This is a genomic window from Ignavibacteriales bacterium (genome assembly GCA_016700155.1).
Lineage (GTDB): Bacteria > Bacteroidota > Ignavibacteria > Ignavibacteriales > Ignavibacteriaceae.
The window spans coordinates 35593-60535 of record CP065001.1 but is presented as its reverse complement, the minus strand read 5'-3'; the positions used below and the strand labels follow the sequence as shown (position 1 = coordinate 60535).

Annotated in this window: 16 protein-coding genes; 5 read left to right on the top strand and 11 right to left on the bottom strand. The window is 36.5% G+C overall.

All coding sequences use genetic code 11. The features are described from left to right. Positions 1-67: 67 nt before the first annotated feature. From IPM56_00195 to IPM56_00165, 7 genes are all read right to left on the bottom strand, one after another. On the bottom strand, positions 68-3727 hold the full coding sequence (locus tag IPM56_00195; protein ID QQS36411.1) for a PD40 domain-containing protein: 3660 nt from the start codon (positions 3725-3727) through the stop codon (positions 68-70). Between the two features lie 224 nt (positions 3728-3951). Then, the gene (locus IPM56_00190) at positions 3952-4668 is read right to left on the bottom strand and encodes a hypothetical protein (protein QQS36410.1); all 717 of its coding nucleotides are present in this window, start codon (positions 4666-4668) and stop codon (positions 3952-3954) included. A 260-nt stretch (positions 4669-4928) separates the two neighbouring features. Beyond that, on the bottom strand, positions 4929-6302 hold the full coding sequence (locus IPM56_00185; protein QQS38187.1) for a sigma-54-dependent Fis family transcriptional regulator: 1374 nt from the start codon (positions 6300-6302) through the stop codon (positions 4929-4931). Then, on the bottom strand, positions 6295-9861 hold the full coding sequence (locus tag IPM56_00180; GenBank protein QQS36409.1) for a protein kinase: 3567 nt from the start codon (positions 9859-9861) through the stop codon (positions 6295-6297). The genes IPM56_00185 and IPM56_00180 overlap by 8 nt, the downstream gene beginning before the upstream one ends. Next, entirely contained in the window at positions 9861-11129 is a 1269-nt protein-coding gene (locus IPM56_00175) for an ABC transporter permease (protein ID QQS36408.1), read from the bottom strand. Before IPM56_00175 ends, IPM56_00180 begins: the two co-directional genes overlap by 1 nt. Further along, positions 11126-12100: an ABC transporter permease gene (locus IPM56_00170; protein ID QQS36407.1), complete on the bottom strand. Its 975-nt coding sequence runs from the start codon at positions 12098-12100 to the stop codon at positions 11126-11128. The genes IPM56_00175 and IPM56_00170 overlap by 4 nt, the downstream gene beginning before the upstream one ends. A 21-nt stretch (positions 12101-12121) precedes the next feature. After that, complete coding sequence (locus IPM56_00165; GenBank protein ID QQS36406.1) at positions 12122-13780, bottom strand: hypothetical protein; 1659 nt, start codon at positions 13778-13780, stop codon at positions 12122-12124. An 85-nt stretch (positions 13781-13865) separates the two neighbouring features. Here IPM56_00165 and IPM56_00160 point away from each other — a divergent pair, with 85 nt between their 5' ends. From IPM56_00160 to IPM56_00140, 5 genes are all read left to right on the top strand, one after another. Continuing rightward, complete coding sequence (locus tag IPM56_00160) at positions 13866-14615, top strand: ABC transporter ATP-binding protein (GenBank protein ID QQS36405.1); 750 nt, start codon at positions 13866-13868, stop codon at positions 14613-14615. Continuing rightward, the gene (locus tag IPM56_00155; GenBank protein QQS36404.1) at positions 14612-15400 is read left to right on the top strand and encodes an ATP-binding cassette domain-containing protein; all 789 of its coding nucleotides are present in this window, start codon (positions 14612-14614) and stop codon (positions 15398-15400) included. The genes IPM56_00160 and IPM56_00155 overlap by 4 nt, the downstream gene beginning before the upstream one ends. Then, positions 15400-15867 (top strand): Cys-tRNA(Pro) deacylase, encoded by a 468-nt coding sequence (ybaK, locus tag IPM56_00150; protein QQS36403.1) that lies wholly within the window; start codon positions 15400-15402, stop codon positions 15865-15867. The genes IPM56_00155 and ybaK overlap by 1 nt, the downstream gene beginning before the upstream one ends. 92 nt (positions 15868-15959) lie before the next feature. Next, positions 15960-17213 carry a T9SS type A sorting domain-containing protein gene (locus IPM56_00145; GenBank protein ID QQS36402.1) on the top strand — a complete coding sequence of 418 codons (1254 nt, stop codon included), beginning with the start codon at positions 15960-15962 and terminating at the stop codon, positions 17211-17213. A gap of 334 nt (positions 17214-17547) precedes the next feature. Further along, entirely contained in the window at positions 17548-18945 is a 1398-nt protein-coding gene (locus tag IPM56_00140; GenBank protein ID QQS36401.1) for a glucosyl transferase, read from the top strand. A gap of 157 nt (positions 18946-19102) precedes the next feature. On the opposite strand, the gene ispD is transcribed toward IPM56_00140, so the two are convergent. The 4 genes from ispD to lpxK all read right to left on the bottom strand — a co-directional run bounded on the left by ispD (position 19103) and on the right by lpxK (position 24940). After that, positions 19103-19777: a 2-C-methyl-D-erythritol 4-phosphate cytidylyltransferase gene (ispD, locus tag IPM56_00135; protein ID QQS36400.1), complete on the bottom strand. Its 675-nt coding sequence runs from the start codon at positions 19775-19777 to the stop codon at positions 19103-19105. 98 nt (positions 19778-19875) lie between these two features. Further along, the gene (gene queA / locus IPM56_00130; protein QQS36399.1) at positions 19876-20910 is read right to left on the bottom strand and encodes a tRNA preQ1(34) S-adenosylmethionine ribosyltransferase-isomerase QueA; all 1035 of its coding nucleotides are present in this window, start codon (positions 20908-20910) and stop codon (positions 19876-19878) included. A 100-nt stretch (positions 20911-21010) separates the two neighbouring features. Beyond that, complete coding sequence (locus IPM56_00125) at positions 21011-23836, bottom strand: pyruvate, phosphate dikinase (GenBank protein ID QQS36398.1); 2826 nt, start codon at positions 23834-23836, stop codon at positions 21011-21013. Between the two features lie 60 nt (positions 23837-23896). Then, positions 23897-24940 carry a tetraacyldisaccharide 4'-kinase gene (lpxK, locus tag IPM56_00120; GenBank protein QQS36397.1) on the bottom strand — a complete coding sequence of 348 codons (1044 nt, stop codon included), beginning with the start codon at positions 24938-24940 and terminating at the stop codon, positions 23897-23899. Positions 24941-24943 lie beyond the last annotated feature (3 nt).

Genomic DNA, 24943 nt, shown 5'->3' with positions numbered 1-24943 from the left:
TTTTGAACAGAAATTAAAAACCAATTAGTACATATATAAACAGACATCTTACTTAATAAATGTTCAATTAATTCTTCAATAGTTTAAAGGAAAGGAACCATTCATCCGATTCACCGCCTTTATACCAGGCTTTTGCTACCCCTGCTGAAAATGTTGATTCAAGGTTAAACCAATGTTTGAAAACAAAATTTATCTGAGCGCCGGCATCAATGTACTTTGATGGTTTTTCCAGGTCGATTAAAAGTGTTTTTGAAAAAACCGAAAGATTTATGTTATCGATAAACTGAGAGGCGAACGAAATATCACCCGGGTGAATAGGTGGAAAATTATTTTCTAACAATAACTGACCAAAATTATCCGCAAAGATTGTATAAATCGGAACACCGGGAAATCTTAACAGGTTTCTATACTGTCTTACCGGAATGTTTTCCAGCTCCCTGTTTCCGAAACCGCCAAAGAAAAATTTTGCCTGAAACAATCTTTCATTTGGCTGATGATAACCTGACGCAAGTTTGAAGTGAAATACATTGTGTGATGCTAACCATACTGAGTAGTGATCCCATTCTGCAAAAATTTGTCCGGTTGCATAATATGTTTTTGGGTCTGACACAAAAAATAAAAATGAAAGATTAAATTCACTGCCTTCTTCATAATCCACACTGCCGACACTTCTCCTAAGGTTTTTTGAATTCAGATTCGTCTGTGCGACAAGAAAGTCCGGCTCAGAAACACGAATTGCGTTATCGATAAAATATTCTACTCCTGTAAAAACAGATACCTCTGTTCTTTGCTTAATCTTTAATGGATTATCATATATCCAGTAGTGATTGTGAGCAAAAAGAACTCTTGTTCCGAGCATTCCTTTCTTTCTTTTATTTACAAGGTCATAAAAGTCAGGCGCGTTGTGATTTATCCCGAGTTCAAATCTTTTCTTGTAATCATATTTAGCTTTAAGATGAAACATTACATCGTTTGAATTTTCTTTAAATGGTGAGACTCCCAACTCCATAGTAAAATCATGATTTATGATCGGGTCAGCAATGTGAGTATAAAACCCCAATACTTTCTGAGAAATAAATCCGCTTATAACTGGAAGAAAGGTGTTAATATCAAGATGCTCAAAGCCATTATATTCTTCTGCTTCAGATATATCAACAGGTATCTTTCCAGAAGAATTAATTACGAGATCAAGTACCTTTGGATCTTTGTCGATTACTTGTTGTCCAAGGTACTGAATAGCCGGCAAATGATCCGCTGGTTTATTAGCAATAACAACAGGAATAAATCCATCAGTTGAAAATTCAAATACAAAAATGGAATCCTTTGAAATTTCAATCGGTCTAAAATATCCTTTCAATGTATTCGATAGTGGTTCGGTTTTATTTTCTGATATACTGTAGCGATAGATATTGGAAACTCCGTTTGTATAAGCATTCCAGTAAATATACTTATTGTCCTCGCTCCAGGATGGATTCTCAGGTGACCCTGAGTTAGTAAGCACATCATAGGTGAAGATATCACCCTGTTTAAGTTTTTCTCCATCAAAAACAATTAACATCTGCTGTCCGTTAGATTTATGCAGAGTTGCAACAATCATAGTCCCTGAAAAATTCGAGGTAAGTTGTTGTACATCGTCACCTATATCAAATCCGATTAATTGTCTTATGGAATTGTATGGATAATCAGAATAAACAAGAATAGCTTTTCCGCCGTTGTGCTGAATCCCCCACAGCGCTTTCGTTGAAGGTGTCAGACACAAGTGCCCAATCCGTTCGTTCTCAAAAATCATTTTCTTATCACCGGATTTCAGATCAAGCACCCAAAGATCCCTGTAAAGTTCGTTATTATTTGTCGTATAAAAGAATAAATCATTTTGCGCATCATACGCGGTTGAAGCAACACTTATCAAACTCGGTGTCGGTAATGAAAGTAATTCAGATTGAGAACCATTGTGTAAGTTTATTGATCCAAGAGTCGCAAGTGAATTAGGGCGATGATATCCGAACAATATTCTTGAATTTTTTGAATCGAGATATGGCTGAGTAACCCAGCCAAAATTTTCGTTCCCTACTCTTCTTGAATCGGTCAGTCCGGAAGATTTTATGCGTTTAATATTCTCCTTCTGAAAAGCTATTTCGTATTCTGAAAATTTGTGCCACTCTTCATCAAATGATTCACCAAAAACATCTTCGAATTTGGATTTATATCCGGGATAAAATTCGGAAGATTCTGTTATGAACCATTTAAAAAGTTTGTCATAGCCAAACTTAATGTATAGATATGTCGCGAACCTGCCTCCGTATAAATAATAAAGAGTTTCCAGTAAAAAATTATTTTGTACAAGATCAGATTCAACTTCTACATATCCGCCAAAATTTTTGTCATCTGCTGCAATGCTGCGGAAATACATTTCATCAAAGTTTCCGAGAGTACGACCATAACCTCCGCTTAACCAGGTTTCAAGAAATACTGCGATGGATTCCTGATGCCAGCGCGGTGTATATCTGTTTGAATTCGTAAACAGACTTGCCAGTATAGTCAGTGGTTGAGGTTGTTCCGGTGCTACTTTAGAGAAAAGCGTTCTGAAAAATCTTTCCACTGATGAAGAATGATCATTGACGAGTATATGCACAAGTTCGTGATTTAAAATCCACTGGTACCTCTCATTGAGAGGTACATTTTCATAACCCGGTTCAAATGGTTCAATTTCAAGTCTAATAAAATTCAAAGGAACGGTTGTGGCTGCGCCAAAGCCATAATCATGAATATCAAATGTGGCAATAACAATTTTTTCTTTTGGCGAATAATTAAAAAGCTTACTAAGCAGATTGAATGATCTTTCCGCGGACTCAAGAATATGATCCGATAAATAATCATTTGATGATCTATAAATGATTTTGAAATTTTCACTTTCTTTAGTAAACCAGTTATCGTCCTTGTACAATTCCAGTTTTATAAAAAGGTCATTGTTTCCCGGCGCTTTAAAAATTTCACATCCCTGGTATTTGATATTTAGTTTTATTTTTAATTCGGAATGACTTTCATTTTTTGAAACTGACAATTCGGATAAAGCTTTTGAGTGTCGTTTGCCTTCAATATAGTTTGTATCTATACTCGTGCCCGGCAGTTTCACGACTAAAGAATTGCCATCAAAATGTGAAATAGCCGCAGAAAGTTTCTTGTTTGATTTTAGCTTAATAATAAAATTGTCTTCAGTCTCGATTAGACTTATTCCATAAACATCATAAAGGTTGTCACGGGATAAAATTCTTTGCCCGCCAATTTTATTGTCCTTAAACGAAACTAATAGAGTATTCCTTTTATCATTAATAGTAATCGAAATGTCAAAAGCAGTATTTAAAACATGAACAATTGATTTTAAGGAAATGTATATGAGTCCACGTTCAACAAAAACCGAAACCGGCATTTGTATGATTTGTTTAGTGGAATCAATATTATTTTCAATTGTTACAAAGGGATTTTTTGTAGTAAGGTTTATAGCTCTGTCACGGAATGAAAGCCGGATTTTGTTAAGTGCCGGTATAAAATTGTATTCTATATTTAGTGCTTCTGAAAGGTCAGTTACCGAAAGATAAACTATGTCTGATTTATAAAGAATGGGTATACTTTTAATGACTGTTTCATTTTCTGTAACTAAGTTTAACTTATCCTGCCCGATCAGAAATTGTGAGAAGAGAATCAATAAGAAAATGAGTTTATAGTACATTAATGCTGATTAAGATTTTCGGAATAAATTCGTACAACAATATTAATTTTTACTAATGAATATAAAAAAAGCCCTCAAAATTATTGAGGGCTCTCTGTAAAAAATACAGCTGATACTTTCCTAGGAAAAGATCAGTAGAGAATAATCTCAGCTAACCAAATACCTTCCGAGTGTATCAAGTTCGAAAGATAGATCCCATAAGGGTAATAGAGCAAGATGTCAAATCAACGGGTAAAACCTAATCGGGTTCCCATTTCTTCCAACTGTGAGTTAGACCTGGTGAATCCTAACCGAGTTCCCATTTCTTCCAACTGTGAGTTAGATCTGGTGAATCCTAACCGGGTTCCCATTTCTTCCAACTGTGAGTTAGATCTGGTGAATCCTAACCGGGTTCCCATTTCTTCCAACTGTGAGTTAGATCTGGTGAATCCTAACCGGGTTCCCATTTCTTCCAACTGTGAGTTAGATCTGGTGAATCCTAACCGGGTTCCCATTTCTTCCAACTGTGAGTTAGATCTGGTAAAACCTAATCGGGTTCCCATTTCTTCCAACTGTGAGTTAGATCTGGTGAATCCTAACCGAGTTCCCATTTCTTCCAACTGTGAGTTAGATCTGGTGAATCCTAACCGGGTTCCCATTTCTTCCAACTGTGAGTTAGATCTGGTGAATCCTAACCGGGTTCCCATTTCTTCCAACTGTGAGTTAGATCTGGTGAATCCTAACCGGGTTCCCATTTCTTCCAACTGTGAGTTAGAACGATTGTCAATCGCAACAGAATTCTCAATTGTAACTGAAGTCAGTTGAGAATTTGTTTGCTCTAATGCGGTTATGCCATTATTAGCTCTAAACCGGATTGCTTCTTCAACAGTACCTGTTGTTTGGGCGTATCCGCTGATGACACATGCCACTAGAAAAATAGTGGTCAGTATGAGTTTTTGCATAGTACCCCTCACACAAGTGTGAATATTTAGAAAAAATGACACGTTATTTAAGCATTAGCGGAGATAATAGGCGCAATCATCATACCATTAAGTAAAAAAATGGGAAATTTGCGAAAAAAAGCAGATTTTTGAATTGCTACATGTAATTATTACCTATACCCATCAGAAATAAATGGGTACATGTAATTAATATTTACAGAATTGGATGAGTTGTGAATTACAAAATAAACTGATGCTCGGATTAAAGGTAGCTTTTTATTTCATTTTAATAATAAATCAAGCTTAGGGCGTGAAATCCCCAGCAGCTTTGCTGTTTTTGATTTATTGTTTCCAAGTTTCTTTAAAACCTCACGGGCATAAATTTTTTCAAGATTTTTCAAATTTGTCTGCTCAAATAATAAATCAAGTCGTATAAACTGTGGCAGCCTGATTAAAGTATCTTTAAACTCCGGTGACTCAACAGGAATATTCTTAACAATATTTGAAAAGTCTTTAATATTCAGACTCTTTTTATCACTCAGCAGCACAGCCCGTTCGATAGCATTTTTTAACTCTCTGATATTTCCCGGCCAGGTATAATTTTTTATAAATTGTAAAACATCGCTATCTATAGATACTACTTGTTTGTTAAATTGTTTGCTATAGGCCTTTACATAAAAATCTGCAATCAGCAATGCATCATCATTTCTTTCCCTTAACGGAGGTAACTCCAACGAAACAACATTCAGCCTGTGATACAGATCTCTTCTGAAAATATTTTGCTCAACCAGTTCAAGCAAATTTTTATTTGTAGCAGAGATTATCCTTATATCAATTGGTAAGTCTGTTACCCCGCCTAATCTTCTGATAACTTTTTTTTCAATTACCCTTAATAATTTCACTTGAAGATTAAGAGTTAGATCCCCGATTTCATCAAGGAAAAGAGTTCCTTTTTCAGCGAGTTCAAACAAGCCCAACTTACGAGAGAGTGCGTTTGTGAATGCACCTTTTTCATATCCAAACAATTCAGATTCAAGCAGATTCTCAGGAATTGATGAGCAAACAATATCGACAAATGGAAGATTACCCGGATTGGTGTAATTATGTATTGCACTTGCCAGCATACCTTTTCCGGTTCCTGTTTCTCCAAGAATTACCACACTGATTGATCTGTTTTCAGAAACCCTTTTAGCTAATTCAACTATTCTGCTGAATTGCTCTGAGTTACCAATTATATTCTTAAAAACATTTTCCTTCTCTTCGATCGTAGGTTCTTTTTCATCAGTTATATAAGTTTTGTTTGAAATTAGTTCGAAGAGGTGATTGTTAAATCGGTATATCTCAAATGGTATGGTAAAGATATCATTAAACCCCAATTTGGCTATATAGCTTACAAGTGTAGCATCATTTTCGCGAATAAGAAATATGAATTTGTTTTTTAGTTCACTTTTCTTTTCAATAATTTTTTTTAAGAGTTGTGATTCAATTTCTTTTATCTGGAGAATGACTATATCATTGCTTTTAATATCAAATGATTTTGGATACAGAGCATTAGCCTGAATATTTCTGAAGGCGAGCTGTCTTATAGCATTGTCTATAACAGTTACATCTTTGTAATTAGAAAATACTTTTATCTTCACCGGGCGTTCAGCCATTTATATTGATCTCCCATGAATCAAATTTTAACAGTGTTTTTTTTCTATCGGCTTTATTAAGAAATTTTGAACGCAGATTTGCATCCTTTATTTGCTGAATCATATAATTCATAACTGATTTTGAATATCCGAACAATTCATTAAACTTGGTTTTGTTGCCGCGCACATAGTAAAATTCAGCAAGCGCATAAAGCACTTTCCAGGTAATATCAGTTATACTCACAGATTCAAGTTTTTCATAAGCCTGGTTTAGATAACTGAATGCCGGCTGTGGTAAATCTTCAAATCCGGATAGAGCTAATTCTGCCAACAGATAAAGTCTTTCAACTTCATGAATATTATGTGCTAAACATAAATTAATGATCGTCTTGTTATTCAGTTCTTCAGAAGCATGCGCGTACATTTTTCTCTCTAACAGATAATTGACTAATATAAATGTAAACTTTACAAAATTATATTTATCATCAAACTCAAAAAAATTATTGATCAGTTTTTTTAACTCATCTTTTATATCTTCATCCTTATTATTAATCCGCGTCAATAATTTTAGTAAATTGAAATTATTATAGTAACGATCCGACAACACCACTTTGTTTAAAACCTTTTCATAATCACTTATAGTTTTTTTTAACGACTCTTCCGAGTCAGAATAAAAATAAAATTTGCCAAGCGTAAAGAGCACATCTGCTTCAAGTTCATAATTTTCCATAAGAAAAAGAGAACGCTTTGCATCCTGCAGACTGTTGTAAGCCTCATCATACCTGCAGGTTTCAATATAAATTTCACTAAGATTGTTAAGCACATTACAATAGTTCATTTTGTTACCAATGCTGATGAATACGCCGCTTGCCCTGTTATAATTTTCTTCGGCTTCCTCATACTTTCCGATTCCAAAGTTATAAGCCCCAAGGTTCATTATGATCAGCGCTTCATATTCAAGATTGCCAACGTCTTCATTTGTCTTCTGTGCTTTGGACCAATACCTTAATCCCTCTTCTGTATTACCTCTCAGGTAAAACATATTTCCAATGTTGATTTCAATTTTTAATTGATTAAGGGATTGCCCTGCTTTTTCATACATTTCAGAAGATTTGATAAAATAACTGAGTGCAGTTTCAAAGTTATCATAGTGTGAATAAGCAATAAGACCAAGCAGGTTATTCGCTCGTCCCAGTGATTCATAATCCGCAAACTTACTTTGGATCACAAGTTCACAATTTTGTTTTGCACGGCTGATATTAGTAAGATCAAATTCGACATAAGCTAAATCAAGCATCAATTTTATTTTGTCAGGATTTTCTTCCCGGTCGATAAGCATACCTGACATTATTTCATGGGCTTCGGCTAACTGACCGGCTCCTACAAGTGCTTTGGCTTTAAATAATTCTATCTGGTCCTGTGATTCCAATGAGAAAGTATTTACATCAAGACCTTCAACTAATTTGAGTACACCTGTATGATCATTTAGTTTAGTTGATACTTTCAATAAAGCTAAAATAATTTTTTCTGTCTTTGGAAAACTTAACGGGAATGTATTTATGTGTGTAAGTAACTTTTTTTGATAGGAATGTGCCGAATGTTCTTCCGCATCTTCCACTTCCTGCATAAGGAGGCTGTAACTTTCATCGTACAAGCCGGCTAATTCAAACTGACGTGCTAATTCAATCCTGCCGATCTTAGCTTTATTTTCCCGAAGCCTAAACGCAACATTGCCGTGCAGTTCCGATACATTTTTGATCGTAGAATAAATATACTTTTTAAGTCCCGACGAAGTAAAAACCGGCTCAGATGATGCCTGATTATTTTGAAGAATATTTTTCTTTGCAAGTTCATCCAGCAGAATTTTTTCATCACTAAAATCACTTGGTATTAGAAATCTGAGTGCTTCGGAATTAACCGAAGTTTCAAATAATGACAACAGACGGACAAATTCAATCTCATCATTACTGAGGATACTAAGCCTGGCTTTATAAATTTCGTCATGAGAACTTTTTAAGAGTCGGATTATTTCTTCGGTCTTAAGCAGTTGCGGTAGTCCGGACTGATAATCAACTACTCCGAAAAGCAGAATGTCTTTCAAAAATGTTTCAATACTTCCGGGCAGCAAGTCAGCATAAAGTAAAATAAGCTGCCTGACTTCATCGGTTGGGAAAATTTTGTAGAAACTTTTTGCGAGATACTCCGAAAGGTTAGCATCAGTGAAAGGCGAAATATTTATTTCCTGAAGATTATTCAACTGTTCAGATGTGTAAGTGTAATCTGATTCTTCTGTTAGAATTACTTTCCTCTTATTCACCTGAAGTATCGGAATTATCTCAAGCAGAAGTTCCTGACTGGCTGTATCATATTTATTAAAGCCATCAAATACAAGAATAAAATCTGTTTCCGCTGCGATTAGAGAAAATATTTTTTTTACTTCGTATGTGTTGAAGTTGAGACCCGGACTCAACCAGTTACCTAACTGACTTTTTGTGCTTTCGGAAAGTTTCTTAAAAGAAGAAAGTTGATAGTAAATTTTCCTGATTACAAAACGTATAAATTCTATTCCGGTATTGTTATAAAGTTCATTTATAAGAATAACATTCTCATAAATCCTGGCAGCTTCTTCTGCCAGAAAAGTTTTCCCCATACTTTCATAACCGCGGATTGTAAATACCTCATAACTCGTGGCGTCGTGAATATATTTCCTTAAGATTGCAAGCACATCCCGGCGATTTGTAAATACTTTCGCTTTTAAAAAATCTTTTGTGAGCGATTTATCAATGGGGATATCAAGATCAATCAGAATATTTAGAACACTGTCGTACCTTTCTGCAGGATCTTTAGCAAGAGATTTTTGAATTACTCCGGGTAATTTATTATCAGGCGCGTAATCAGGAAAATCAAATTCAGATTCAAGGTGTGCTTTGTAAATCTGCAATTCATCAATTACATCGAACGGGAATTTTTTGTATGCCAATTGATATAAAAGAATTCCCAGTGAATAAATATCAACCCTGTAATCATGATCCTGTTTTTTTAATATCTCGGGGGCAATGTATTGTGCTGTTCCTTTAGGCTGATAGTTTCTTGTATCTGGAAGATGTTCAGCAAGACCAAAATCTATAAATCTGATTTCAGGTTTATCTCCGGTTTGCCTTACTAAAATATTTTCAGGTTTTAAATCATAGTAAATAAAATTTGACTGGTGCAGATAATGCAGTACTGAACAGATTTGTTTTATAATTTCATTCACATCATCCGGATGCAGATCAAACTTATCCAGTGATGTCGCTTCAAAGACTTCAAGCGTAAAAAAATAACTGCCAAACGGAATATCTTCATCATCGGAGGTGATCACATTACCGAGATCAAATACTTTAACAATGTTGGGATGATTCAATCTCTGCAGTGTAAAAAACTCTTCTCTGAATCCGAAAACTTCTTTTGAGTCATTATCCTGCCCTGAAAGAATTTTAACAGCTACATTCCTGTTTTCATTTTCAACATCACTGCAAAGGTAGACGGTGCTTCTGCCTCTCCCTAACTTTGATATTATTTCGTAGCGATTATTAATCATCAATTTATTCTTGGATTAAAATATGAATTAATTTTTCTTCCAAAGCTGTTAGCTGCCAGAAGAGTCAGCACCAACGCTATTCCCGGAAAGAATATTAACCACCATGCATTATGCATGTATTCCTGTCCGCTTTCAATCATTTTTCCCCAGCTTGGGTATTCAGCCGAGATACTCAAACCAAGATAACTTAAAGCTGATTCTGAAAGAATGACATTGCCAAACAGAAAAACAATATTGACCGTAACCGGAACCATAATAACAGGAAGAATCTCTTTCAGCAATAATTTACTTTTTGATAAGCCAAGCATATTTGCCGTAATAAAATAATCTTTTGTTTTTATTCCAAGTATTTCAGCCCGCACTATTTTGTATAGACTCATCCAGCCGCTTAATCCGAGTACAAGTATTACGGAAATAACCGAGTTTCCGAATAATGCAAGAATCAGTACAACAAAATAGATAATAGGGAATGCAAGAAACAGATCAGCCGTTCTGCTGATAATCGTGTCGGTAATTCCGCCGGCGTTGGCAGCAATAAAACCAAATACAAGCCCGAGTATCAATGAAATGAGCACTGCAAATATTCCTATCAAAAAAGAAATCCTGGTGCCATAGATTAATCTTACTAATATATCTCTTCCATATTCATCGGTGCCGAGCAAGAACAGTTTTGATCCCGAAACCGGCTTACCGCCAACTGTCTCTATTTCATTTTTTGAAAACTCTTTTGTTTTTGAATTCTGAAAAACAACAATCTTATCCGATACTATCATACTATCAAAAAACACATAAGAATTAAATTCATTTAGGAATGATAATTTTTTATTCAGTCCCAATACATCGGTTTTTTCGTTATCGCTAACTTTAAGAGTGATGTACTCAACCGAACTTCCCGGCGGTAATAACCGGGTCATTCCAATATTATTGGTCTGTTCCGGATTCTCAAATGTTATCAGCGATGAAAAAATGAAAGCAAAAGTTATCAGCGTAATGAACGACACCGTCACATTTATTTTTTTATTAAGGAACAAAAATTTCTTTTTGAAAACCATCAGACAGATTGGAATAACTATCAGCATCAAGGATTGAAAAATGAGATCAATGTGTTCAAACCCGAGTAAAGTTGAAGCACTAAATTCCCCGCTGGGTAATGAGCCGGTAACAAGAATAAAATAATACCATATTTCCAAAATTTCACTAAAGCGAAAAATATAAAGGACAAGCACAAACAAACTGATAAGATGCCATATTTTAATTCTGCTGATCAATTGAGAACTCCTGCAAGAAAACGTTTATCCATTTTCACTCTAACAATATCTGCCAGTAGATTTGCAGCGATCATAAAAAAGCCTGCGGTTATTGTACAACCAATAACAAGGGGATAATCTCTTGCCTGAATTGCATTTACTGTTAATCTTCCCATACCAGGCAATCCGAAGATAACCTCTATTATAAGAGTTCCTCCAAGTAGAATTCCCAGCTCGATCCCGGCGGCGGAAATCAGGGGATTGATAGCATTAGGTATGACATGCTTAAATAGAATTTTATTCTCCTGCATTCCGCTGGATCGAAGATTCATTATAAATGTTTTGTTGTAAATCTCGTTAACATTATCTCGCAGGTACTTATAAAAGATTGAAACTTCTATAAGCGACAGAGTTATAAAAGGAAGAAGCAGGTGTGTTACAACATCAGCAATCTTTCCAAAGAAGTTCATTGAATCATAATCAATTGAAGTTAGTCCTGATGAAGGAAGTATATTGAGTATTATAGAAAACAGATACACAAGAATAACACCGGATACAAAAACCGGAGTTGCAAATGAAGTAATCATAAAACCGGATAAAAATTTATCGAGGAATCCATTTAAATTCTTAACAGCTATCACTGCAAGATACAAGCTTAGTATTATCTGGATAAGAAAACTCATTGATGAAAAAATAAAAGTGAATGGAAGATATTCTCCGATAACTTTGATTACCGGCTGCCGGTATTCGTATGAAATGCCAAGATCTCCCCTTACAACATTCTTTAAGAAATTTAAATATTGAACATGTAATGGTGAATTTAACTGAAAGGATTCTTTAATTGATTCCTGCATCCTCTTATCCAGTCCCGGTGAAATATATTTACGCGAAGGATCACCGGGTGCAATCCTGACAAGGAAGAACACAAATGTAACAAGCAGGAATAATGTTACTGCTGAAGTGATGAGTCTGCGCAGTATTAAATGAGACATCCCGGGTTTCATAAATCTTATTTAATTAATTGACCAATTCCAGCAGTGATGAATAACCCCAAGCGGATTTATATCCGTGTTTTTTAGTTTAGAATTGTATACAACAATATTATCTATCCAGTAAAGAAAACATACCGGCTCATCATTATGAATTATTTTTTGCAGTTCTTTAACAACTTTTATTCGCTCGTCATAAGGAATTCTTTTTTCAAGCCTGATGATTAATGAATCAACAACAAAGTTTCTATAACCTGCAAAGTTTGCTGAAGTATTTTCAAGATCAGAGAACCAGAATGAACGCAGGTCAAGCGGTATCGGAACGAATAATCCAACCATCCAGGCGTCAAGCTTTCTTGAATACATATCTTCTATCATAACTCCAATCTCAACTGTTTGAAGTGTTACTTCTATCCCGATGTCTCGCAAATTATTTTTTACAATTGTTGATGCATAACTTCTTCTCGGATTGCCGGAAGGAACGTACAAAGTAAACCTGAATTCATTTCCGTTCCGTTCAACTATTCCATTATTATCTTTGTCCTGCCAACCGGCTTTTCTTAACAGAGTTTTTGCTGAATCAATATTAAATGGAAATGCTGCAACTGAATTATCCATTGCGTATTTAAACACCGGCGATACGGGACCGGACGACAGTTCTCCATAATCCGCTAAAAATTCATTCAGTATTTCTTCCCTGTTAATTGAATATGAAAGCGCTCTTCTTGTTTCAGCATCACTAAAAAATTTATTGGGTTTGAACTGCTTTGTTTTTTGATATTCTTCCGGATCGATATTATTCCAGCCTATATAGTCGTAATCTCTTCCGCGCACGGATTGTATCTTCAGATGTTCATATTTTTTTATTTCTGATATGTCATCCGGTTTAATTAATTCAGCGATATCTATTTCTTTATTTTTTAGTTGTGTTAATCTTGAGTTGTAGTCAGGAATAACTTTAAATACAATTTCTTTAATGCCTTCCTCTTCCTGTAGAAAAGAATTTTCATCAGCGGTTAATACTATTGACTGATCTTTCTGCCATCGTTCAAGTCTGTAAGGTCCGTTGGTTACAGGATTAAAGTTGATTTCAGCGGTGCCAATATCTTCTCTGTCAAGTTTTTCAAATATATGCCCGGGAATAAGCGGGAAAATAATTTCATAAAAAGTCGGTACAGATCCCGGAACAAAATTTATTTTAATACGGTAGGGATTTTCAATTTCAAAACTTTTTTCGAGATCAATACTTCCGTCGTTATTAAGGTACAAACTTCTGAATGAACCAAGAAGTTTACTCTGAATAACAGGATCGGAATACAACGCAAATGAGTAAACAACGTCTTCCGCGGTACATTTTACACTGTCACTCCACAGCACATCATCACGCAGGTTAAATGTTAGTGAAGTCGAATCAACATTCCACTCCCAGCTTTTTGCCAGCATCGGCTGAGGTATAATATCTCCGGCTTCCTCATCCCAGTCAAACGAAACAAGACTTAGAAACAACAACTCATTGATGTTTCCTTCATCAAGATTAAACGCAAACAGCGGGTTGAAAGTCTGAACGTCTGCCGGAATTCCTACAACTAAACGGTTATTAATAACTGGAGATTCTTTTTCACATGATTGAAAAACAATAAGGCAGGCAATGATGATAATCAACCCAACAATCTTCTGAGACATAAGTTAGAGCTCGGATTATTGTGAATAAATTTGCACTCAATTTATTATTTTGTTGTGTAATTACAAAAGAATTGATCAACACTTTATGCTTGAAGTCAATATCAAAAATATCTTTTTAAAACTGAACAAAAGTGAAAAGTTACTTCTTAAAGATATTGAATTCTTCATTGAACAAAATTCTGTCTATACAATAATAGGCAAAAACGGGAGCGGCAAATCAACAATTGCCAGACTGCTTATTTCTCTCCTCGATAAAAGATTTTATACCATTAATGCCAGAGTTCAATTTGAAAATAAAAATGTTCTCCTGTTCAATGAGCACGAACTATTAGAATACAGGAAGCACAAAGTTCGGTGTCTTTTCCAGGACCCGGTTAACAGTTTCGATCCGCTTAAAAAGTTCAAATATTATTTTGATCACTTCGCTCCTTCAAATAGTAATGTTGAAGAACTGTTTGATTATTTCAGGCTGGATAAACCCGGAAAGATTTTTGACAAGTACCCTTATGAAGTAAGCGGCGGAATGGCTCAACGTATCGCATTCATTCTTACTTTGCTGAGTGACGCACAGATTTTAATTCTTGATGAACCGACTTCAAACATTGATGCGGCGGTTTCAAACCTGCTTCTTATAAAATTGAAAGAATATATTTCCGGGCACAATAAATCCGTATTGCTTATTACACAAGACCTTCCGTTTGCAGAAAAGTTAAGCACGAAAACCGCACTGTTAAACAACGGATCATTAACAAAATTTTTATCTCCTCATGAATTTTTTGAACAAACTGAGCACGAACTAGTCCGACTTTACAACGACATAAAAGGAGATAAATGATTCCCGGGAATATCATGCAGCTTGATAACGTTCATTATGAAGTTGAAGCTTATGTGAACGGAAATAAAGTAAAGAAACAAATTCTAAAGGAAATTTCATTTAGTCTTAAAGAAAAAAATATACTGGGTGTAACCGGTGAGTCCGGTAGCGGCAAAACAACATTGGCTAAGATAATTGCGGGACTTATTAAACCAACGGGTGGAAAAATTCACTATAGTAATAAACTGAGTGATAAAAACTCACGTAACAGAATTCAGGTTTTATTTCAAAACAACGGTGACATTCTTAATCCATTCAGAACCATAGCACATATGCTTGACGAGGCAATGAAAATTGAAATCGCTGATAAAAATGAACGTGAGATTTTTAGGCAGGAACTTATCGATGCAGTTGATTTCTCCGAAAACCTGTTGGACAGAAAAGGTTTCCAGTTAAGCGGAGGAGAACAGCAGCGAGCAGCATTAATGAGATTGCTGGCAGTAAAACCGGAACTGCTGATCTTAGATGAACCATTTTCCGCTCAGGACTTCGAATCACAGATTTCTTTTCTAAAACTTTTTAAAGGAATAAATGAAAAGTTTGGAACAACTATCATCTGTATTTCACATGATATTCTTCTGCTTAAAGCCCTTGTTGATGAAGTTATTGTAATGTACAACGGCAGTATCGTTGAAAGTAATTCAGCAAATAATATTTTTTCTTTCCCTGCTCACCCCTATACAAAATTTTTACTTGACGCAAACAGTTTGAACCTGACGAAGGAAGAGTTAAAGAAGAGTTTCTGATGTCCAAAACCAATGCGATGAGAATATTAGAATCAAACAACATAATATATTCTTCTCACTCGTATGATGTTGACGAAGAAGATCTTAGCGGAATAACAGTTGCGAAAAAAATTGATGCTGAACCTGAATGCGTATTTAAAACACTTGTCTGCAGCAGCGATAAAACCGGTATTGTAATATTCTGTGTTCCTGTCACTGAAGAACTGAATCTGAAAAAAGCTGCTGCCTCAAGCGGTAATAAAAAAGTTGAGATGATAAAAACGAAAGAACTGTTTTCGCTTACAGGATATGTACGCGGCGGCTGTTCCCCCATAGGCATGAAGAAAAATTTTCCAACCTACATAGACGAAACCATATTGCTGTTTGATTATATCTACTGCAGTGCCGGAATACGCGGCACACAATTAAAATTAAATCCTTCCGATCTTATTTCATTAACAAACGCCGTTACCGCAGATTTGACCTAAGTTCTAAACACCTTCAAAAAATTTTAAATACTTTGCATTAAGTACCGGGAAAAATTATCTTTGAACATACACTCACCAAACTAGGAGTACTCATGAAAATATTTCGACTCTTTCCCGTTCTTTTTCTTCTTATCTCCTTTAATATTTCAGCACAACAGGATGTAATTATCAATCCGCCTTCACCGGCGCTGGTTGATTTCTTAGTTGTTCCATCTGATTATGCTAATACTCCGGGAACAGCTGCATTTACCGGTCCGCTTGCAACAACAGCGCGCACATATCAATTATTAATTGAAGAAAGCCTGCTTACCACAATTATCGGAAAGGAAATTCAGACAATCAGTTTTAGAATTCCTGTTTCAGCAACCGCGAACTGGCCCGCAGCAGAAACAATTTATTCCAGCTTTGATGTGTATTTAAGCGGAAGTGTTACACCAAGCGCAAGAAGTTTGACCTTTATAGATAATATTGTTGGTCCGCAAAAACTTTGTCGCAGCGGAAGTTTGACTATACCTACTGATTCCTACCCATTCGGTGGTTCGCCTGTTAACGGCTGGGGACGTGAAATTATGCTTGATAGTTTTTATTTATACACTGGCGGACATCTCCTGATTGAAATCCGTCACAGCGGATATACCGGTACATCGCGTTCACTTGATGCAATTGGAACCACAACAACAGGATACGGAACCTTGTTCAGTGCTTGCTGGCAAAGCGGTTACACAGCAACAACAGGACTTCAGGGTAACTTTAGTATTAATAGATTAGCTGCTGACGATCCGGTTCCTGTTGAACTTGTTTCTTTTACAGGCGATGTATTTAATAACAGTGTTAATCTCAGCTGGTCAACTGCAACTGAAACCAACAACAGTGGTTTTGAAATTGAAAGAAAACAAACCGGAAACGAATCATGGAATGTTTTAGGATTTGTTGAGGGCGCAGGTACAACAACCGAACAGCAAAATTATTTTTATGCTGACAGGAATATTACAGCAGGCACATACCAGTATCGTTTAAGACAAATTGATTTTGACGGAAGTTTTGAATACAGCAGTGTTGTTGAGGTTGAAGTTCTGACTCCAGCGGTTTACTCATTAGATCAAAATTATCCAAACCCGTTTAACCCTAGCACAAATATCATCTACAGCATTGCTGAAGCCGGATTTGTTAAACTTGCTGTTTATGATGCTCTTGGACAGGAAGTAAAGATTCTCGTCAATGAGTTTATTGAAGGAGGTCAGCATGATCTTTCTTTTGATGCTTCATCACTGCCAAGCGGAACGTATTTCTATAAGCTTGAAACAGCAAAATATTCTGAAACAAAGAAAATGTTATTGATGAAATAGTGTCTGCGCAGCAATAGAAATCCTTATGGGATTGATGAAATAATTGTTGGATAAAATCCTTTTATGAGCCGTCATCAGTAAAATGGTGGCGGTTTTTGTTTTGGGTAATGGCACACAGATGACACAGATAAAACAGATTTGAACTGATAAAAACCTTTGTGGGCTTTGTGAATTTTTCCTTGTGTTCTTTGTAGTTATTGTTTTTTTACCACAAAGTCCGCTAAGCTAGACTTAAGCTGATCTCTGTGCACAAAGAACACGAAGAATTATCTCTAGTGATTTTGAATTTGCTTTACCTTATGTTGAGGCAGAAAAAATTTAATAGATGGGTAGAATGAAAAATTATTTTTTCTTAATCCCGCCTCCACGAATGTTGCGGCGGGCAAGTTTTATCTTACTCTTATTCAGCATCCCTTCCTGCAAAGAAGATACACCCGTTATTCCTCCGCCGCCGCAACCAAAAATAACACTTACAGTTGATGACGTAAGCTGTACTGAAGCGTGGCTGAACTTGAAGTTAGAAAATATTACACTGCCAGTCGATTTGGAATTAAAGAAAGATAGCACAGTTGTAAAAACATTTCTTGCAATTAACAGCAATGATACTTCCCTTTATGTTGATTCACTCCTGCCAAACCAAACCTACAACTTCGTAGTTAGTCATTCCGGCTTGTCAGGAATCTCCAGTAATGTTGCAACCACCATCACGATGGACACCACCAGCCACAACTTTACATGGCAAACATTTGAGTTTGGGCAGCACAGCAGCAGTATACTTTATGATGTCGCTATAATAGATGAAAATAACATCTGGGCAGTTGGTGAGATATTTATGAATGACTCGCTTGGGAATCCTGATCCGCACGCATATAATGCTGTGCATTGGAATGGGAACCAATGGGAAGTCAAAAAGATTTCAGTACTATTTAGAGGAAATTTAATAACTCCACCATTGTATGGAATATTTGCACTTACTGATAATGAAATTTGGTTGTCATCTGGTGTACCAATAAAAGGCGACGGAATAAACTGGACGCAATATCATTTATTTGATACGGGAATTCTTACTCAACAAGATGGATATTTAACTAAAATATGGGGCTCTTCCTCGTCAAATATCTATTTTGTTGGAACACTCGGCACAATCGCTCACTACAACGGCAGTCAGTGGACAAAGATAGAAAGCGGGATAACATTAGACTTAACTGATATTTATAGCGATGCAGGCGGTAATGTTTATGCAGCAGGCGTAAATATAGCAGAAGTTAAGGGTGTAGTTTTAGAGGGAAATTCTAATCAATTCTCTGTTAAGATAACAGGAGAGATAATTGATGAAAGCGAACTATTTATATCAAAACTGTATGGTTCATTTGGCACAATCTGGGTAGATGAAAATGGTACAATCTATACAGGAGGCAACTTAATGTACCAGTTCAACAACAATCATTGGGATTACGTTCGGTCCCTGCCCGAGAATTTTCTCGGCGGAAATCCCGGCTCGTATTATAGAGGATATATTTCGACAATAAGAGGAAACGCTTCTAATGATATAGTAATAGCCGGAGGTCGAAATACATTAAAGCACTTTAATGGAATAAGCTGGCAGCAGTTAGGCTTGCCATATAGTCCTTCGAGTGTAATCAGGTGGGCTGGTTTATCAATGAAAGATAATAAACTGGTGGCTGCAGGTGGCAATGGTAATAAGGCTTTTGTAATGCTTCTTCTTCGGTAGTGAGTGTAAATTTTTAAATGTAAAAAAATAAGACGGATAGCTTTTCGGTTATTTTATGAGAACAAAATGAATTACAATCATAGCCCAATGAAAGAATTATATCTTAAGTGAGACTAAAAATACAACCCGTGCCAAATACCAATTGGAGTTAGCATTTTTATTTCAGTAGTTTCCTAAACATCTCAATATCTTCACCTGTAGTGATCTTAAAGTTCAGAGCTGATCCTTCAACAATATTAATTTTCTTTCCAGTTCGGCTTACAAGCATTGATTCATCTGTACCGTGAAAATTTTCTTTGTAAGCTTGGTTCATTGCTTTCAAAAGATCTATGTATTTAAAAATCTGGGGTGTCTGTACATAATAAACTTCATCACGGTTAAGATAAGATGTAACTGTTCCTTTCCCTTTTATCAAAGTGTCTTTGGCTTTTATACAGACAAGTGCGTTACCTTTTTTCCTTGCAACACTTATCGCGTTAGTCAAAACGTTTTGCGGAAGAAGCGCACGCGCGGCATCGTGAACAATCACAAGATCATTTTGTTTTGCATTGAGGGAATGGAGTGCGTTGAAAACCGAGTCCTGCCTTTCATTACCGCCTTCAACTAATGTGGATATTTTGGTGAGTTTGTATTTCTTTTTAAGTGAGATAAGTAAATCAAAATATTCAGGTTCTACTGAAATAATTATTTCATCAACAAGTTTATTTTTTTGAAATACCTGTAAAGTGTAAACAATAAGTTCTTTCCCGTTGAACTTCATGTACTGCTTTGGAGTTTTTAGTCCGCTGCGTTTTCCTTTACCGCCTGCGGGAATTATTGCATACACACTCATTGAAATTCCTGAATAAATTATTGATCGAATGAGTGAAAGGTTGAATGAATTTCTACATAAACTTTTTTATCATTCAACCAATCCCGCATTCCTTTTGCTTAGAGAATAAGCATAGCGTCGCCGTAACTGAGGAACCTGTAATTATCTTTCAAAGCTTTTTTATAAGCCTTCATAATCAGGTCAGTATCAGCAAATGCGCTTACAAGCATCATCAATGTTGATTCTTCCTGGTGGAAGTTTGTGATGAGCTTGTTTACAATTTTAAAATCATACGAAGGGAAAATAAATTTATCTGTCCATCCCCGGTTCGGTTTAACAAATCCATCCGCCGTAACACTTGATTCAAGCGCACGCGTGGTACTGGTACCTACAACAAACACTTTGTGTTTACCCGCTTTTGATTTGTTAATTACCTCTGCTGACTTTGCAGATATTTCAAAATATTCCGAATCCATTTTATGTTTTGTAAGATCTTCAACTTCTACTGGTCTGAATGTTCCCAAACCAATATGAAGAATTACAGGTACTATATGAACACCCTTCTTTTCAAGCTTCTGAAGAAGTTTAGTCGTGAAGTGAAGACCTGCGGTAGGAGCCGCAACAGCACCGTCAACACGTGCGTATACAGTCTGGTAATCTTCTTTGTCAGAAGCTTCAGGTTCGCGTTTGATGTACGGAGGAAGCGGAGTCAATCCGATTTTTTCAACAGCTTTAAAAACATTTCCCGGCTGATTAAATCTTACTGTTCTTCCGCGGGATGTTGTGTTGTCAATAACTTCACACCACAGTTTATCGTTAAAATAAATTTTATTTCCTATTCTTACTTTGCGTGCGGGATCAACGATCACATCCCAGATACATTCATCAGCGTTAAGCTCACGAAGCAGGAACACTTCTATCTTTGCGTTTGTTTTTTCTTTCTTACCATAAAGTCTTGCCTGGAACACACGTGTCTCGTTAACAACAAGCACATCACCCTTTTCCATATAGTTTGCAACATCGGTGAACACTTTATTTTCTATTTCCCCTGTCTCCCTGTCTATAACCATCAACTTTGCTTTATCACGCGGTGAAACCGGGTATTTAGCAATTGATGTTTTGGGTAAGTTGTACTTGAAATCTGATAATTTCATTCTTATGCCTTCTGCTTATTATTTTAATTTAGAGAAGATGTTTGTCAGTCTTCGCATAGCTGGGACTGACAAACATTATACTTCAACTTTATTTACTTACTTATTTTTTCTTTGATACTTTTTTCTTTGCAACTACTTTCTTTTTAGGTGCAGCTTTTTTAGCAACTGTTTTTTTAGATGCAGCTTTTGCCGGTTTAGCTTTCTTTGCATCTTTTACAACAGCCTGGGCTGCTGCTAATCTTGCTATCGGAACTCTGAATGGTGAACAGCTAACATAGTTCAAACCGATCTTGTGACAGAACTCAACTGATTTTGGTTCGCCGCCATGTTCGCCGCAAATACCGATTTTAAGATCAGGTCTTGTTCCGCGTCCGCCTTCAACTGCAATCTCCATCAATTTACCGATTGCTTCCTGGTCAATTGATTGGAATGGATCTTCAGGAAGGATTTTTTTATCAAGATATTCCGGTAAGAATCCGCCGATATCATCACGGGAAAAACCAAATCCCATTTGTGTAAGATCGTTTGTACCGAATGAGAAAAACTGTGCTGTTTCAGCAATCTTATCCGCTGTTAAACAAGCACGTGGAATTTCGATCATTGTTCCTGTTAGATGAGGTATTTTCTTCAATCCGAATTTCTCACAAACTTCAGCATGGACTTTATTAACTATATCATACTGATGTTTGATTTCATTAACGTGACAGGTAACAGGAATCATTATTTCAGGGAAAGGTTTTTTACCTTCTTGTAATAATTCTGCTGTTGCTTCAAATATAGCGCGAACCTGCATCTCTGTAATTTCAGGATATGTGATTCCTAATCTTACTCCGCGGTGTCCCATCATCGGGTTGTTTTCATGTAATGAATCTGCGCGTTCGTTTAATTCTTCAAGAGATATTCCAAGACTTGAAGCAAGTTTTTCTCTTTCATCAACTCTTGTAGGAACAAATTCATGAAGCGGCGGATCAAGTGTTCTGAATGTAACAGGATATCCGTCCATTGCTTCCAATGTTCCTTTAACGTCATGTTTAACGTGCGGGAATAATTCATTCAACGCATCAACTCTTTCCTGTTCGGATTTTGAGTGGATCATCTTACGAAGTTTAAATAATGGTTCCTCAGAATTTTTTCCATAGAACATATGTTCTGTTCTGAATAGTCCGATACCTTCAGCACCGAATGCTCTTGCTCTTGCAGCATCTTCCGGAGTATCAGCATTTGTTCTTACTTTTAATTTTCTAACATCATCACAAAGTTTCATGAAAGCCTGGAAATCAGGATTTTCATCAGCAGATTTTTTCATCGGTAATTCACCGGCATAAACAGCACCTTTGGTTCCGTTCAATGTCAGCCATTCACCTTCTTTAATTGTCGCTCCGCCAACTGAGAATGTTCTGTCTTCATAATTAATCTTTATACCGCCTGCACCAACTATACAGCATTTGCCCCAACCGCGTGCAACAAGTGCTGCGTGTGAAGTCATACCGCCGCGTGCTGTTAATATTGCCTGAGCTGCTCTCATTCCTTCAATGTCTTCAGGATTTGTTTCGTCACGGACAAGAATAACTTTCTTTCCTTCTTTTGCCCATGCAACTGCATCATTAGCTGAGAACACTACCTGTCCTGCTGCGCCGCCGGGTCCTGCGGGTAATCCTTTTGTAATCGCTTTTGTTGTAAGCTCAACAGCAGGATCGATAATCGGATGAAGAAGTTCATCAAGCTGTGAAGGCTGAACTCTCATTACAGCTTCTTCTTTTGTGATGAGTTTTTCTTTGTACATATCAAGAGCCATCTTAACTGCGGCAGGTCCGTTACGTTTTCCAACGCGGCACTGCAGCATATAAAGGATACCATCCTGAATTGTAAACTCAATATCAAGCATATCACGATAATGTTTCTCTAATGATTTCTGAATACCATGAAGCTGCTTGTAAGTTTCCGGCATTCCGGTTTCGAGTGATTGCAGGTGTTCTGTGTGTTCGCTTTTTCCAACTTCATTAATTGGGTTCGGAGTTCTGATACCTGCAACAACATCTTCACCTTGTGCATTTGTCAGCCATTCACCGTAGAAATAATTTTGACCGGTTGCTGGATTACGTGTAAATGCAACACCTGTTGCTGATGTATCACCCATATTTCCAAATACCATTGACTGAACATTTACTGCTGTTCCCCAGTCATCAGGAATTCCTTCAATTCTTCTGTAGGAGATTGCACGTTTACCCATCCAGCTCTGGAACACTGCTGAAACTGCGCCCCAAAGTTGTTCCATTGGATCTTCGGGGAATGGTTTACCAAGAACTTCCTGAACTTTTGATTTATAGATTTCAATTAATTCTTTAAGATCATCTGCTGTTAAGTCTGTATCAGCATGAACGCCGCGGGCTTCTTTCATTTTGTGAAGTTCTTTTTCAAGCTGTTGTCTTACGCCTTTTCCTTCGGCAGGTTCGATGCCTGCGGCTTTTTCCATAACAACATCACTGTACATCTGTATCAGGCGGCGGTGTGAGTCATAAACGAATCTTGGATTATTTGTCTTTGCGATCAAAGCTTCGCGTGTTTCATTATTCAAACCAACATTAAGAATCGTTTCCATCATTCCGGGCATTGACGCGCGCGCACCTGAACGTACTGAAAGCAATAATGGGTTTTGAAGATCACCAAACTTTGCGCCCATTTGTTTTTCAACTTTTACAAGAGCTTCTTTTAATTGTTTGTCGAGTTCTCTCGGATATTTTTTATGATTCTTATAGTATGCGGTACACACTTCTGTAGTGATTGTAAAACCTGCAGGAACCGGTAAACCGATGTTCACCATCTCTGCAAGGTTTGCTCCCTTACCGCCGAGCAAGGATTTCATCTCAGCTTTTCCTTCAGCTTTTTTCCCGCCAAAGAAATACACGTACTTAGGACTCTTTGCCATTTTAATTATTCCTCCCTATTGGATTGTCTTTGTGTTTATCATTTGTCGTAGCATTTTAAGTTACGTCAGTTTGTTAATTATAAAGTCTCTGAATGATTTTTCATCATCAGGTACAATTTCTATTTTAAGATAAAAGATATCTATATCATCAAGCTCTTTTGAAAACATTGAAAGTTTAACTGCATCTTTTTCAGTAGTTACAACCGAATGTGAATTCGTTGCGTAAAATTCTTTTCTTATTCTCTGCACTTCTTTGAGCGTATAATTTTTGTGATCCCTGAAAATTATTTTGTTGACCGTTTCAACTCTTGTCTGCTTAAGTGCATTGAGAAATGAAAACGGGTTTGCAACACCTGATACGACCAGACTTTTTTGACCTTCAAAATCCTGGAGATCATAACTTGTTTTCTTTTTTACATCAACAAAGGAAACAGCTTTATATTTTGCTGTAAAAATTTTCTTTCCTTCAAAATATTTTTTTAGCTCAGAAGGGATTTCTTTCTGTTCCGAAAATTTTCTGTTGATGATTACTAAATCGGCTCTGCTTATTGCCTTAAACGATTCTCTCATAGAACCGGCAGGCAGTAGTTTTCTTCTGAAATATTCCGGCTCGGTTAAAAATCTTTGTTCACAAATCAAAACATTTATGTCTCTGTAAATCCATCTATGCTGATACGCGTCATCAAGAATTATAACTTTAACATTTGTATCTCGAATAAATTTTTCTGATCCTTTAACCCTGTTCTCGCTAACGGCAGCAGGGACTTTACATTCAATCGCTGTCTGGTAAATTTCATCTCCGCATTTACTTACTTCAGTAAGAGTACTTTTGCCGTCACTTACCAGAAGATAGCCGCTCGATTTTCTTCCATACCCTCTGCTTAATACTCCAACATTCAATGATTCATTCTTTAAAAGATTCGACAGGTAGATAACAGTCGGAGTTTTACCGGAACCGCCGACAGTAATATTTCCAACCGAGATAACTTTCGCATTTACTTTTGTTGATTTGAAAATTCCTTTGTCAAAGAACAGGTTGCGCACATACATCACAAAGCTGTAAACAGGCACAAACGGAAGCAGTATAAATTTTAACAGATCCATTTC

Excerpts from the sequence above, each read along its gene's own strand:
- IPM56_00160 (QQS36405.1), top strand. The coding sequence starts at position 13,866 with ATGCTTGAAGTCAATATCAAAAATATCTTTTTAAAACTGAACAAAAGT.
- IPM56_00155 (QQS36404.1), top strand. The coding sequence starts at position 14,612 with ATGATTCCCGGGAATATCATGCAGCTTGATAACGTTCATTATGAAGTT.
- IPM56_00190 (QQS36410.1), bottom strand. The coding sequence starts at position 4,668 with ATGCAAAAACTCATACTGACCACTATTTTTCTAGTGGCATGTGTCATC.
- IPM56_00185 (QQS38187.1), bottom strand. The coding sequence starts at position 6,302 with ATGGCTGAACGCCCGGTGAAGATAAAAGTATTTTCTAATTACAAAGAT.
- IPM56_00195 (QQS36411.1), bottom strand. The coding sequence starts at position 3,727 with ATGTACTATAAACTCATTTTCTTATTGATTCTCTTCTCACAATTTCTG.
- IPM56_00180 (QQS36409.1), bottom strand. The coding sequence starts at position 9,861 with ATGATTAATAATCGCTACGAAATAATATCAAAGTTAGGGAGAGGCAGA.
- ispD (QQS36400.1), bottom strand. The coding sequence starts at position 19,777 with ATGAGTGTGTATGCAATAATTCCCGCAGGCGGTAAAGGAAAACGCAGC.
- IPM56_00125 (QQS36398.1), bottom strand. The coding sequence starts at position 23,836 with ATGGCAAAGAGTCCTAAGTACGTGTATTTCTTTGGCGGGAAAAAAGCT.
- IPM56_00140 (QQS36401.1), top strand. The coding sequence starts at position 17,548 with ATGAAAAATTATTTTTTCTTAATCCCGCCTCCACGAATGTTGCGGCGG.
- lpxK (QQS36397.1), bottom strand. The coding sequence starts at position 24,940 with ATGGATCTGTTAAAATTTATACTGCTTCCGTTTGTGCCTGTTTACAGC.
- queA (QQS36399.1), bottom strand. The coding sequence starts at position 20,910 with ATGAAATTATCAGATTTCAAGTACAACTTACCCAAAACATCAATTGCT.
- IPM56_00145 (QQS36402.1), top strand. The coding sequence starts at position 15,960 with ATGAAAATATTTCGACTCTTTCCCGTTCTTTTTCTTCTTATCTCCTTT.
- IPM56_00165 (QQS36406.1), bottom strand. The coding sequence starts at position 13,780 with ATGTCTCAGAAGATTGTTGGGTTGATTATCATCATTGCCTGCCTTATT.
- ybaK (QQS36403.1), top strand. The coding sequence starts at position 15,400 with ATGTCCAAAACCAATGCGATGAGAATATTAGAATCAAACAACATAATA.
- IPM56_00170 (QQS36407.1), bottom strand. The coding sequence starts at position 12,100 with ATGTCTCATTTAATACTGCGCAGACTCATCACTTCAGCAGTAACATTA.